General features: G+C 64.3%; 9 protein-coding genes. 4 read left to right on the top strand and 5 right to left on the bottom strand.

Going from position 1 to position 12935, the window contains the following annotated elements; translation table 11 throughout:
• Positions 1-45 precede the first annotated feature (45 nt).
• From AC56QQ_RS00425 to AC56QQ_RS00415, 3 genes are read left to right on the top strand one after another with little or no spacing between them, the layout of a single operon-like run.
• Positions 46-1329, top strand: coding sequence for a Re/Si-specific NAD(P)(+) transhydrogenase subunit alpha (locus AC56QQ_RS00425; protein ID WP_497125118.1), 1284 nt, complete (start codon positions 46-48; stop codon positions 1327-1329).
• Positions 1329-1754 (top strand): proton-translocating transhydrogenase family protein, encoded by a 426-nt coding sequence (locus AC56QQ_RS00420; protein ID WP_497125117.1) that lies wholly within the window; start codon positions 1329-1331, stop codon positions 1752-1754. Before AC56QQ_RS00425 ends, AC56QQ_RS00420 begins: the two co-directional genes overlap by 1 nt.
• Positions 1755-1760: 6 nt before the next feature.
• Positions 1761-3158: an NAD(P)(+) transhydrogenase (Re/Si-specific) subunit beta gene (locus tag AC56QQ_RS00415; RefSeq protein ID WP_091580920.1), complete on the top strand. Its 1398-nt coding sequence runs from the start codon at positions 1761-1763 to the stop codon at positions 3156-3158.
• A 77-nt stretch (positions 3159-3235) separates the two neighbouring features.
• Here AC56QQ_RS00415 and AC56QQ_RS00410 read toward each other — a convergent pair whose 3' ends face one another.
• The 4 genes from AC56QQ_RS00410 to AC56QQ_RS00395 all read right to left on the bottom strand — a co-directional run bounded on the left by AC56QQ_RS00410 (position 3236) and on the right by AC56QQ_RS00395 (position 10286).
• Positions 3236-4153: a hypothetical protein gene (locus tag AC56QQ_RS00410; RefSeq protein ID WP_497125116.1), complete on the bottom strand. Its 918-nt coding sequence runs from the start codon at positions 4151-4153 to the stop codon at positions 3236-3238.
• A gap of 222 nt (positions 4154-4375) precedes the next feature.
• Positions 4376-6847, bottom strand: a complete 2472-nt coding sequence (gene gyrB / locus AC56QQ_RS00405; protein WP_497125115.1) for a DNA topoisomerase (ATP-hydrolyzing) subunit B — start codon at positions 6845-6847, stop codon at positions 4376-4378.
• Positions 6848-7008: 161 nt separating this feature from the next.
• Positions 7009-9627 carry a caspase family protein gene (locus AC56QQ_RS00400; protein ID WP_497125114.1) on the bottom strand — a complete coding sequence of 873 codons (2619 nt, stop codon included), beginning with the start codon at positions 9625-9627 and terminating at the stop codon, positions 7009-7011.
• A gap of 89 nt (positions 9628-9716) precedes the next feature.
• Entirely contained in the window at positions 9717-10286 is a 570-nt protein-coding gene (locus AC56QQ_RS00395) for an NADPH-dependent FMN reductase (RefSeq protein ID WP_497125113.1), read from the bottom strand.
• Between the two features lie 211 nt (positions 10287-10497).
• Here AC56QQ_RS00395 and AC56QQ_RS00390 point away from each other — a divergent pair, with 211 nt between their 5' ends.
• The gene (locus tag AC56QQ_RS00390; protein ID WP_497125111.1) at positions 10498-11871 is read left to right on the top strand and encodes a cytochrome P450; all 1374 of its coding nucleotides are present in this window, start codon (positions 10498-10500) and stop codon (positions 11869-11871) included.
• Positions 11872-11892: 21 nt separating this feature from the next.
• On the opposite strand, the gene AC56QQ_RS00385 is transcribed toward AC56QQ_RS00390, so the two are convergent.
• A complete protein-coding gene (locus AC56QQ_RS00385) occupies positions 11893-12870 on the bottom strand; it encodes a complex I NDUFA9 subunit family protein (protein WP_497125110.1) in 978 nt (325 codons plus the stop codon).
• Positions 12871-12935: the final 65 nt, after the last annotated feature.

The raw sequence follows: 12935 nt of genomic DNA, 5'->3' as shown, positions 1-12935 counted from the left end.
GGCCGACGTCTTGCGGAAACAGGTTCCAGCCGAAAGGATCATGCGGTGGGACAGACGGTTTTCATCCCTCGTGAGCTCGATGCCAACGAGCCACGTGTCGCGGCCTCGCCCGACACTGTGAAACGGCTGGCGGGATTGGGGTTCGACGTTGTCGTCGAGACCGGCGCCGGCACAAGGTCGCGCATCCCCGACGAGGAGTTTTCCAAGGCCGGAGCCACGATCGGCAAGGCTTCCGATGTCGCCAGGGCCGATGTGGTGCTGAAAGTGCGCCGGCCTGGTGATGCCGAGCTGAAGAGCTACAAGCCTGGTGCGGCGGTCATCGCCATCATGGATCCCTATGGCAATGATGCCGCCGTCGCGGCTCTGGCCAAAGCCGGCGTCACCGCCTTCTCGATGGAGTTCATGCCGCGCATCACCCGGGCGCAATCGATGGACGTTCTGTCCTCGCAAGCCAATCTTGCCGGCTACCAGGCCGTGATCGACGGCGCTTCGGAATATGACCGGGCGTTGCCGATGATGATGACGGCGGCCGGCACGGTGCCGGCGGCAAAGGTCTTCATCATGGGCGTGGGCGTCGCCGGCCTGCAGGCGATCGCCACGGCAAGGCGGCTTGGCGCGGTCGTCACCGCCACGGACGTGCGCCCGGCGGCCAAGGAACAGGTTGCCTCGCTGGGCGCGAAGTTCCTCGCGGTCGAGGACGACGAGTTCAAGGCGGCCGAAACGGCGGGCGGCTACGCCAAGGAAATGTCGAAGGAATACCAGGCCAAGCAGGCGGCGCTTACCGCCGAGCATATCGCCAAGCAGGACATCGTCATCACCACGGCGCTGATCCCCGGCCGGCCCGCGCCGAAGCTGGTTTCGGCGGCGATGGTGGCTTCGATGAAGCCGGGCTCGGTGCTCGTCGACCTTGCGGTCGAACGCGGCGGCAATGTCGAGGGTGCCGTAGCCGGTCAGGTCGTCACCACGGCCAACAACGTCAAGATCGTCGGCCATCTCAATGTGCCCGGCCGCATCGCCGCATCGGCTTCGCTGCTCTATGCCAGGAACCTGTTTGCTTTCGTCGAGACGCTGGTCGACAAGACGACGAAGACGCTTGCCATCAACCGCGATGACGATCTGGTCAAGGCGACGATGCTGACCGACGGCGGCAAGATCGTGCATCCGGCCTTCGTAAAGGCCGACCAGCAGCCTCATGTCGAGCCGGCCGCGATCCCGGCCAAGACCATGGTCGCCGATGCTTCGGGCAAACCTGCTGCCGCGAAGAAAGCCGCGCCCAGGAAACCGGCCGCATCCAAGTCGCCCTCGTCGAAGTCGAAAGGCATTGCGTGATGGATCAGACCCTGCAGAAAGCCCTCGACCAGCTCGACCAGGCCTCCGCCGCCGTTCGGCTGGCGGTACAAAACATGGCGACCGCACCCGGCGGCGCCGAGGCGGCCGGCGATGCCGCGCACGCGCTTTCCGGCGGCTCCATCGATCCCTTCGTGTTCCGCTTTGCCATCTTCGTGCTGGCGATCTTCGTCGGCTATTATGTCGTCTGGTCGGTGACTCCGGCGCTGCACACGCCGTTGATGGCTGTCACCAACGCCATCTCGTCCGTCATCGTCGTCGGCGCGCTGCTTGCCGTCGGCATCGCGGCCTCCGGCATCGCCGCCGGCTTCGGCTTCGTCGCGCTGATGCTGGTGTCGGTCAACATCTTCGGCGGCTTCCTCGTCACCCAGCGCATGCTGGCCATGTACAAGAAGAAGGACAAGTAGAGCGCCATGAACGCCAACTTCGCGTCCTTCCTCTATCTGGTTTCCGGCGTCCTGTTCATCATGGCGCTGCGCGGCCTGTCGCACCCGACGACCAGCCGCCAGGGCAACCTCTACGGCATGATCGGCATGGCCATCGCCATCGCCACCACGCTGGCGCTGGCAACCCCGTCGGCCGGCCGCTTCGGCCTGATCGTGCTCGGTCTTGCCATTGGCGGTGGCGTCGGCGCCATCACCGCGCGCCGCATTGCCATGACCTCGATGCCGCAACTGGTCGCCGCCTTCCACTCGCTGGTCGGCCTCGCCGCTGTCATGGTCGCGGCCGCGGCCATCTACGCGCCGGAAAGCTTTGGCATCGGCACGGCGGGCGACATCCATGCCCAGGCGCTGATCGAGATGAGCCTGGGCGTCGCTATCGGCGCCATCACCTTCACCGGCTCGGTCATCGCCTTCCTCAAGCTCGATGGCCGCATGTCGGGCAAGCCGATCATGATCGGCGGCCGCCACTTCATCAACGCCGCGCTCGGCATCGCGCTGATCGTGTTGATCGTGCTGCTGGTCGGCACCGAATCGAAGCTGGTGTTCTGGCTGATCGTCGCGGCGTCGCTGGTGCTCGGCATCCTCTTGATCATCCCGATCGGCGGCGCCGACATGCCGGTCGTCGTCTCGATGCTGAATTCCTATTCAGGCTGGGCGGCGGCGGCACTGGGCTTCACGCTCGGCAATCTGGCGCTGATCATCACCGGTGCGCTGGTCGGCTCGTCCGGCGCGATCCTGTCCTACATCATGTGCAAGGGCATGAACCGCAGCTTCATCTCGGTCATTCTCGGCGGTTTCGGCGGCGAGACGGCGGCCGCCGCCGATGATGGCATCGAGCGCACGGTCAAGCAGGGTTCGGCCGACGATGCCGCCTACCTGATGATGAACGCGCAGAAGGTCATCATCGTGCCCGGCTACGGCATGGCGGTCGCCCAGGCGCAGCATGCGCTGCGTGAGATGGCCGACAAGCTCAAGGCCAACGGCGTCGACGTCAAATACGCCATCCATCCGGTCGCCGGCCGCATGCCCGGCCACATGAACGTGCTGCTCGCTGAAGCCAACGTGCCCTATGACGAGGTGTTCGAGCTCGAGGACATCAACTCCGAGTTCGCGCAGGCCGACGTCGCCTATGTCATCGGCGCCAACGATGTCACCAACCCTTCGGCCCGTGACGACAAGTCGTCACCGATCTACGGCATGCCGATCCTCGATGTCGACAAGGCCCGCACCTGCCTGTTCGTCAAGCGCTCGCTCGGCTCCGGCTATGCCGGCATCGACAACACGCTGTTCTACAAGGATGGCACCATGATGCTGCTCGGCGACGCCAAGAAGATGACCGAGGAGATCGTCAAGGCCATGGATCACTGAGCCGGCGACAGCGAGATTGAGCCAAACAAAAGCCCGGCCTCGCGGCCGGGCTTTTGCGTTTCAACGGTGTGGCCGGTTCAGCGGCTGGTGATGAAAAGCGCTTCCTCGTCATCGCGCTGCCTGCCGCCGAGGGCAGCAGCGGCGGAGGCGATGAAGGCGCCGATGACAAGCGACAATGCCCCGAGCAGCGCGAAGGTCGCACTTGCCTTCCTGGCGGTATCGGCCGCCTGCTGCGCCTTGACTTTGGCATCCTGCACCTTGGCAACCAGCGCATCGACCCGTGCCTTGGCATCGGCTTCGGAAAGACCGGTGCGGGCGGCGACCAATTGCGACAGGTAGGTCTTGTCGTCGGCCGAGATTTCGCCTGCGGCTGCACTGGCGATCAGGATGCGCGAGGCCTGCCCTACCGCGGCGGCATCGCCGTCCGGACCGGCGGCCGCGAGCTTGCTCGGATCGGCCGGACGAAACAGCGAATCCACCAGGTAGGAGGTCGCATTGTCGATCGATGCGTTGCCGGCATTGGCGGAGGCCCCGGCCGATGCACCCATGGCCGCACCCGACGCGACGGTGGACACAGCCTGCACGCCTGAACCCAGCGCTGCGGACAGGGCCGAGCCGAGCACGCCGACGACGAGCAAGGTGGCCAATGCCCAGGCGAGGAAGCCGTGGGCGGTGTCACGGAAATAGACCTCGTCGGTATGGACGCCGACCCATTTGGTGCGCAGGCGTCCTGCAAGGTAGCCGCCGACACCGGAGGACAGCCATTGCACGATGACGAGCCAGATGGCGGTGGACACCGCGAAGGTGGTGACCGAAGCGCCCGAGCCCGACCATGGTGAAACCATGCTCAGCCCAAGCCCGGAGCCGAGCAGCATGAGGATGAAGGTCAAGGTCGAGGCCGCGAAGGCACCGGCGATGATCGGTCCCCAGCTGACGGCCGTGGCGGAGGATTCGGTGGATGAGGATACGTCGACGGCCGATAGGGTGGACTGCATCAATGCCCCCTACCGTACGAACAGCATGATCAGAATAATGATTGGAATCGGAATTCCGAGCAACCAGAGCAAAATGCCACGTCCCATGAAGGCCTCCTGTGAGAAATTGTGATCGATGTTGTCACAATGTCCCGAGGGGGCTTCTGTTCCGGCGGGTTATAAAATGATTTTGCTTGCCACGGGCGGAACAATTGGCGCGCCGTGGCGCGCCAACACCAGAGATCAGATATCCAGATTGGCGACCGAAAGCGCGTTGTCCTGGATGAATTCACGCCTCGGCTCGACCTCGTCGCCCATCAGCCGCGAGAACAGGCTGTCCGCGTCGGTCGCGTCGTTGACCTTGACCTGCAGCAGCGAGCGCACATTCGGGTCGAGCGTGGTTTCCCAGAGCTGCTCGGCATTCATCTCGCCGAGACCCTTGTAGCGTTGCATGGTCAGGCCCTTGCGACCGGTCGCAAAGACCGCGTTGAGCAGCGCCAGCGGTCCCGAGATGGTTTCGGAGACTTCCTTGCGGCGCAGCACCGGTGGCGTTCCGTAGACGTCGCTGAGGCGCTGTGCGTAGCGGTCGAGCTGGCGCGCATCGGCCGAATTGATCAGCGCGAGATCGAGATGCGCGTATTCCTTGACGCTGCGCACCGTGCGCTCGAACACATAGCCGCCAGTACCTTCATTCGAGGTCGACATGCGGCCGGTCCAGCCGCGCTCGGTGTCCTCGGCAATGATGTCGAGGCGCTTGGCGACGCGTTCGGCCATGGCATTGGCGCGGCCGAGGTCGGTAAACACGTCCGGGTTAAGGCCGCCGGCGATCGCCGCCTGCTCGACCACGCCTCTGTTGTAGCGCGTGTGCAGGCCGTTGATGAGCTGGCGCACGGCCAGCGCATCGTCGATGGCGCTGCGCAGGTCCTGCCCGGCGCGAACTTCGCCCGAGCCGAGCGCAAGCGACGCCTCTTCCAGCCCCGAACCGATCAGGAATTCCTCGAAGGCGCTCTCGTCCTTGATGTATTGCGAGCTCTTGCCGCGCGTCACTTTGTAGAGCGGCGGCTGGGCGATGTAGAGATGGCCGCGCTCGATCAGTTCCGGCATCTGCCGGAAGAAGAAGGTGAGCAGCAAGGTTCTGATATGGGCGCCGTCGACGTCGGCGTCGGTCATCAGGATGATCTTGTGATAGCGCAGCTTGTCGGCGTTGAACTCGTCCTTGCCGATCGAGGTGCCGAGCGCGGTGATCAGCGTGCCGATCATGTCGGAGCCGAGCATGCGGTCGAAGCGTGCCCGCTCGACATTGAGGATCTTGCCGCGCAAAGGCAGGATCGCCTGGTTCTGGCGCGAACGGCCGCCCTTGGCCGAGCCGCCGGCCGAGTCACCCTCGACGATGAAGATTTCGGATTTCGCCGGGTCGCGTTCTCGGCAGTCGGCCAGCTTGCCGGGCAGCGAGGTGACGCCGAGCGAGCTCTTGCGGGTGATGTCACGCGCCTTGCGCGCGGCCTCGCGCGCCGCCGCGGCCTGGATCACCTTCTCGATGACCACCTTGCCCTCGCTCGGGTGTTCTTCCAGCCAGGTGCCGAGCGCTTCGTTGACCAACCCTTCGACGACCGGGCGCACTTCCGACGAGACCAGCTTGTCCTTGGTCTGCGAGGAGAATTTCGGATCGGGAACCTTGACCGACAGCACAGCCGTCAGGCCCTCGCGGCAGTCGTCGCCGATCAGCGAGACCTTTTCCTTCTTGGTCAGGCCAGAAGATTCGCCATAGCCGGTGACCTGGCGGGTCAGCGCGCCGCGGAAACCGGCCAGATGGGTGCCGCCGTCGCGCTGCGGGATGTTGTTGGTGAAGGCCAGCACGTTCTCGTGGTAGCTGTCGTTCCACCACATCGCCACTTCGACGGTGATGCCGTCGCGCTCGGCCTTGATGGCGATCGGCTTGTCGATCAGCGGTTTCTTGACCCGGTCGAGATATTTGACGAACTCTTCGAGGCCTCCATCATAGTGCAGCTCATGGCGCACGATGTCGGCATGGCGGGCATCGGTCAAAACGATGCGCACGCCGGAATTCAGGAAGGCGAGTTCGCGCAGCCGGTGTTCCAGTGTGGCGAAGTCGAATTCGACCATGGTGAAGGTCTCGGCCGACGGAAAGAAGGTGATCTGGCTGCCGCTGCGTCCTTCATAGGTGCCCGGCTGCTTGTTCTGCTCATAGCTGCCCGTCGCCTTCAGCGGCGCATCGGCATTGCCATGCGTGAAGCTCATCTCGAAGATCTGGCCGTTGCGGCGGATCTTGAGCTTCAGCCATGCCGAAAGGGCGTTGACCACCGAGACGCCGACGCCATGCAGACCGCCGGACACTTTGTAGGAGTTCTGGTCGAACTTGCCGCCAGCATGCAGCTGCGTCATGATCACTTCGGCGGCGGAAATGCCTTCGCCGGTGTGGATATCGGTCGGAATGCCACGGCCATTGTCGATAACCGTCACCGAACCGTCGGGGTTGAGCGTCACCGTGACGAGGTCGGCGTGGCCGGCCAGCGCCTCGTCGATGGCGTTGTCGACCACCTCATAGACCATGTGATGCAGGCCCGACCCGTCGTCGGTGTCGCCGATATACATTCCGGGGCGTTTGCGGACAGCGTCCAACCCCTTCAAAACCTTGATGGAATCGGCGCCGTATTCGGCTTCGGCGCCGTTGGCGTTCTCGGTCTGGTCGCTCATGAAAACCTGTTGTCTAGATGCCGCTTGTACAGCGCGAAAAATCGGCCCCGAATCGCGCCTCTGCTATTGCCTAGATATAGGCGCTAAAGGCGGTTTTTCCAAGGTTTGCGGCCATTTCCAGGGGAATGAGCCGGCTGTCCATGCCGGGCTCCCGCCAGGCCTTATTTCACCTTGGCCAACCGGTCCCTGAGAAACTTGATCATGAACTTGTATCGTGGCGCCAGCCGCCCGCTGCGGTCGAGCTCCTGCGTCATGTCGAGCGCCTGGGAAAGCACCGCCTTGGGGTTCTTGGCGACTTGAGCGTAATCGACCATGGCAACCACCAGGTCGCGCTGCCAGGTGGCATTGTCCGGGTCGGACTGGGCAAGCTGCTGGCGGATGTCGAGACTATCCTGGAATGCCTGCCGCGCCCCCTTGATATCGCGCTGCTTGACTTTGAGCATGCCGATTTCGGACAGCGTGATCGACAGGTCGCGTTGCCAGTCGGCATTTCCAGGATCGAGCTTGGCCAGCCGGTCGGCGATGACGAAACTGTCCATATAGGCTTTCAGCGCGCCTTTTTGGTCGTCCTGTGTGGCCAGAACCCCGGCGACCTTTTCAAGGCTCACGGAAAGGTCGCGTTGCCAGTCGGTGTTGTTCGGGTCACTGGCCGCCAGCACGCGGGCTATCGAGAGGGCATCCTGATAGGCGGCGAGCGCCGCCGGCCAGTCCTCCTGATCGCTCAGCGCATTTCCGATCTTGGCGTTGCCGACCGACAGGTCGCGCTTCAGCTCGGTATTGTCCGGGTCGCGGCTCGCCAGCCGTTCGACGATCGCCTGGCTTGCATGGTAGGCCGCGAGCGCCCCTGCGGGATCGCCGCGCTCGCGCTTGAGATCGCCGATCGTCTCATGGCTGACCGAGACATCGCGCTGCCGCTCGGCATCCTGCGGTTTCTTGCCGGCCAGTGCCAAGCGGATCTTCAGGCTCTCCTCATAAGCCACCTGCGCATTGTCCAGCTGGCCCATGACGTGGGCAAGGTCGCCGATCTCGTCATAGCTGATGGTCAGATCGCGCTGCAGTTCGGCGCGGTCCGGCTCGTTGTCGGCGAGCTGCTTCTTGATGGACAGGCTTTCCTGGTAGACCTGCGCGGCACCAGCCAGATCGCCTTGCGTCACCAGCACATTGCCGATCTTGTCGTCTGCCATGGCCAGATCGCCGAACCATGGCAGCTTGTCCGGCCGGGCCGCGGTCAGGTCCCGCAAGATCGCCTTCGCCGCCTGGTAGCCTTGCAGCGCGGCCGACAGATCGCCTTGCGCAAGCCTGATGTTGCCGAGCTTGATATGGCTGACGGCGAAATCGCGCTTGACGCTCGGATCGGTTTCGCGGCCGGAACGCAGCTCGAGATTGGAGACCAGCGCCGCAAAGGCGCGGCCTGCCGCATCGGTGTTGCCGACAAGGGTATAGAGCTTGCCGAGCTCATCCAGCGTGCGGATCTGACGGTCGGCGTCGTCCAGCGCCAGCGAGGTTTGCCCGGCTTCGCCGTAGAGGGCCAGCACTGATTCATAGTCCTTGATGGCGGTGGCGTAGTCGAGGTCTGCGCGCGCCGCACCACCGGAAAGAAAACGCGTCGCGGCTTCGGACAGCGTGCGACTGACGAAATTGGCCTTCAAGGCATTGCGCGAAACATTGTCGATGTCGGCCGCCCTGGCGAGGATCGCGCGCGCGCCATCGAAGGCGCCGAGCGAAAGCTGTTCCTCGGCCTGCCGGCGCAGTTCCGTCACCTGCGGATCGTCGGAGGCGAGCGTCTTCATTTCGCTGCGCACCTTGACGAAGGCGTCGGCAGCCTCGCGCAGCCTGGCATTCAGGCTGTCGGCCGACAAATGGCTGGCATCTGAACTGATCAACGCGCCATAGAGTGGCGCCAGCGGCATGTCGGCATCGCTGGCGATCTGTTCGACTTCGCCGCGCATTTCCGGTGTGACATCGGCCATGGCGAGCAGCAGGCGTTCGCGCTCCGGCAACTGCTCCCTGGCCGAGGCGGCAAAGAACAGTTTCGGCAGGCCGCTCTCGACATAGGGCAGCTGCTTTCCACGCGAGAGGTCATAGACCTCCTGCTGGACCAAGGTCAGCACCGAACGGATCTCGAGGCCATCGGTGCCGAGATATTTGGCCAGCGCTGTCGTGAATGGCGAGTTCTGGCCAGTTCCGTCGGCGGCCGTCTCGCCGGGTGCCGCTGAAAAAGCGAACAGGATGTTTTCGGCGCGGCCTACGCGGCCGAGGCCCGGCTTGACCTTGTCGGCGACATCCTTGGCCAGCGATGTCGCGGCACGCCCTTCGCCCGCCGTGCCAGAGAACGGATCGCTGCGGCAGGCATCGAGCACGATCAGCCCGACCTTGGCGGTGGCGGCGACCGCGTCGCGCACCTCCTCCAGCGGCAGGCTGCTCTTTTCCAGCGCATCGAGCGAAGAGGCATCGGCATCGATCGGCAGCAGACGATTGTCGCCAGAGATTTCGACGCCGTGGCCGGAGAAGTAGATCAGCGCCACGTCGGCGCCCTTGGCGTCCTGGCGAAAATCATCGAGCGCCCGACGCATGCGCCTGAGATCGCGGTTGGTTTCGAGAACGACCTCGAAACCGAGCTTCTTCAGCGCCGCGTCCATGGCCTCGCCGTCATGGACGGGATTGGCGAGCGGCCGAACCAGGCGGTAGTCGTCAGCAGCAATCACCAGCGCCACGCGCCGCTCCGCCATCGCGGTGGCGGTCGCCGACAAGATCAGCAGCAAGGCAAACAGCAAACGCAAGTCGAACCGCCCCCGGCTCCTTCATTTGCGCGAACATTCCACCTCTTTATGCCATGAGCAAGCCGGGCTTTTGGCCGAAACCGGCTCGTTCAGGAGGCGCGCATCGGCTTCAACGCCTCGCTCCAGCGCAACAGCTCGTCCAGCATGGCTTTGGCTCCGCTCTGCACATGTTCGCTCGGCCGGAAGGAGCCGTCGTTCTCGAGCAGTTTCTGATAGAGCGGCAACGAAACGCCCTCGGGGATAGGCATGATGCCGACCGAAGTCAGCAGCGGCTTGAGGGCCTGCGCCGCGCGCAGGCCACCGGAGACGCCGCCATAGCTGAGAATGGCGGCGGGTTTGTATTTCCACTCGCGCGCCAGGTAGTCGATCGCGTTGACGATCGCCGGCGCCACGAAATAATTGTATTCCGGCGCCACGAACACAAAGGCGTCGGCGGCATCGATCGCCTTCGACCAGGCCTTGGTATGATCGTTCTGGTAGTTGCCGAGCTTCGGGTGATGCGGTTCGTCCAGCACCGGCAGGTTGAACGCGGCGATGTCGGTCAGCACCGGTTCGAATTTCCCGTGCTCGCGCGCGAATGTCTCCAGCCAATGCGCGAATACCGGTCCGGCGCGGCCGGGCCGCGTGCTGCCGAGGATGATGTTCAACTGGTGCTTCACGGACGGCTCCTTCGTTTAGCGGTATCTGTTGGTAACTGTCACTACGGCAGAGCGTCCTGGTGGACAAGGCGGGACCTTGCGCGCGGCGGTCACGATCGGATGAACAGGCTGTCTGCCGCGACGTGCCGGTCGCGTGGATTGCGCCTTGCTGTTCGGCCACATGGACGCCTGGATTGCCAGCCACTACATTGATGTATCAGCGGAGCACATGATGGACATCCAGCCCGCCCCCTTTGTTCCCCCGGCACCGAAGCCGCGCACGTCGCCGCCTTCGACGCTGGAGATGATCCGCATCGTCTACCGCAACCCGCTCGAACTGTGGGGCGAGCACACCTACAACGAGCCCTGGATTTCGGCGAATGGCGTTGGCGGACATCTGATCGTCGCCAATGATCCCGGCCTCATCCGTCATGTGCTGGTCGACAACGCCAAGAACTACAAGATGGCGACGGTGCGCCAGAAAATCCTGCGGCCGATCCTGCGCGACGGCCTGCTGACCGCCGAGGGCGAGGTCTGGAGACGGTCGCGCAAGGCGATGGCGCCGGTGTTCACGCCGCGCCATATTTTCAGCTTTGCCCAGCCGATGCTCAAGCGCACGCAGGAGTTCGTCACCCGCTACGAAGATGGCGACACGTCCGACATCGCCCATGACATGACCCTGCTCACCTACGACATCCTGGCCGAGACGCTGTTCTCCGGCGAGATCGCTGGCGAGCCGGGCAGTTTTGCCAAAGAAATCGACCGCCTGTTCGAGACCATGGGCCGCGTCGATCCGCTCGACCTGTTGCGTGCCCCTGACTGGCTGCCGCGGCTGACCCGCATCCGCGGCCGCAAGACCATGGCCTATTTCCGCAAGATCGTGACGGACACGGTCAAGATGCGCGAAGACAGATTGAAGCGCGATCCCGATGGCGTGCCGCAGGATTTCCTGACGCTGCTGCTCAAGGCGGAGGGGCCGGAGGGACTGACGCGGGCCGAGGTCGAGGACAACATCATCACCTTCATCGGTGCCGGCCATGAGACGACGGCGCGCGCACTCGGCTGGACGCTCTATTGTCTCGCGGAATCACCGTGGGAGCGCGACAGGATCGAACGTGAGATCGACCAGGTGCTGGCGCGCGAGCCCGATCCGACGAAGTGGCTGGACGCCATGCCGTTGACCCGCGCCGCTTTCGACGAGGCGCTCAGGCTCTATCCGCCGGCGCCATCGATCAACCGCGAGCCGATCGTGCCGGAGATGTGGAAGGATCTTTATATCCCGAAGCACGCGGCCGTCCTGGTGATGCCGTGGGTCGTCCACCGCCACCGGAAGCTTTGGGACAGGCCCGACGCCTTCCTGCCGGAACGCTTCCACCCGGGAAACCGTGAAAAGATCGACCGCTTCCAGTATCTGCCGTTCGGCGCGGGCCCGCGCGTCTGCATCGGCGCCAGCTTCGCCATGCAGGAAGCGATCATCGCGCTCGCCATCATGCTGTCGCGCTTCCGCTTCGACACGACGGCCGAGACCAAGCCCTGGCCGGTGCAGAAATTGACCACGCAGCCGCAAGGCGGCCTGCCCATGCAGGTCACGCCTCGCCATCGTTGAGGGGCAAGACCCTTCTGGAAATTATGCCGCGGGCTTGCGCTGCTGGAACTGGCCGGCGGCGCGGAACCGCCAGAGGTAGCTCGGCAGGATCGAGCCGATCGATTGCGGCTGGATGCCGAGCCCAGTCAATGTCCGGTTGGCCTTGGTCGCCGCGTCGGAAACGATGTTGTGCTCGCGCAGCTGCATCACCTGGTCCTTGGTCAGCAGCGGGTTGGGCAACAGGCCGAGGATCGAGGCCTGGATGTTGGCCACCCACCACGGCACCGGCACCAGCAGGCGCTTGCGCTCGATCACTTCGAGGAGCTCTTCCATGCACTCCTTGAAGGTCAGCACCTTCGGCCCGCCAAGTTCGTAGATCTGGCCGCCGCCGACCTTGCCGTCGACCGAGCGCGCCACCGCTTCGGCAACGTCGCCGACATAGACCGGTTGGAACTTGGTCTGGCCGCCGCCGATCAGCGGCAGCACCGGCGAATAGCGCGCCATGTTGGCGAAGCGGTTGAAGAATTCGTCCTCGGGCCCGAAATTGATCGATGGCCGGAAGATCACGGCGTCCTTGATCGTCTCGAGGACCGCCTTTTCGCCAAGTGCCTTGGTGCGCGCGTAGTCCGACCTGGACTCCAGATCGGCGCCAAGCGCGGAAACATGGGTCAGGCCGGCGCCGACGGCGCGCGCCGCTTCGGCCACGGCGCGGGAACCGAACTCGTGCACCGAGGCGAATTTCTGGCGGCCGGTCTCATGCAGGATGGCGACCAGATTGACGACATGGTCGGCGCCCTGCACGGCGCGGTCGACCGACCAGCGCATGCGCACATTGGCCTGCACCGGCTGGATCTGGCCGACATTACCGAGCGGCTGCAAATGGCCGGCAAGATCGGGCCGCCGGCAGGCGACCCGGATGCGATAGCCGCGCTTGGCCAGCGCGCGCACGACATGGCGGCCGACAAAGCCTGACCCGCCAAAGACGACGACGAGCTTTGGGGTCTGCAGGATTTCTGTCATGGCTGGCTCCGGCGCACGTTCCAGATGGCTTGGCTGAAGCCGTTTCATAGTCGGTTTTGCGTCAA

It is taken from the genome of Mesorhizobium sp. RCAM 05099, assembly GCF_059683685.1.
Note: the sequence above shows the minus strand (reverse complement) of the source record. Positions and strands in the feature narration are given on the sequence as shown.

Bases quoted from the DNA above. Each gene is read 5' to 3' on its own strand.
- AC56QQ_RS00420 (WP_497125117.1), top strand. From the start codon at position 1,329: ATGGATCAGACCCTGCAGAAAGCCCTCGACCAGCTCGACCAGGCCTCC.
- AC56QQ_RS00390 (WP_497125111.1), top strand. From the start codon at position 10,498: ATGGACATCCAGCCCGCCCCCTTTGTTCCCCCGGCACCGAAGCCGCGC.
- AC56QQ_RS00415 (WP_091580920.1), top strand. From the start codon at position 1,761: ATGAACGCCAACTTCGCGTCCTTCCTCTATCTGGTTTCCGGCGTCCTG.
- AC56QQ_RS00410 (WP_497125116.1), bottom strand. From the start codon at position 4,153: ATGCAGTCCACCCTATCGGCCGTCGACGTATCCTCATCCACCGAATCC.
- gyrB (WP_497125115.1), bottom strand. From the start codon at position 6,847: ATGAGCGACCAGACCGAGAACGCCAACGGCGCCGAAGCCGAATACGGC.
- AC56QQ_RS00385 (WP_497125110.1), bottom strand. From the start codon at position 12,870: ATGACAGAAATCCTGCAGACCCCAAAGCTCGTCGTCGTCTTTGGCGGG.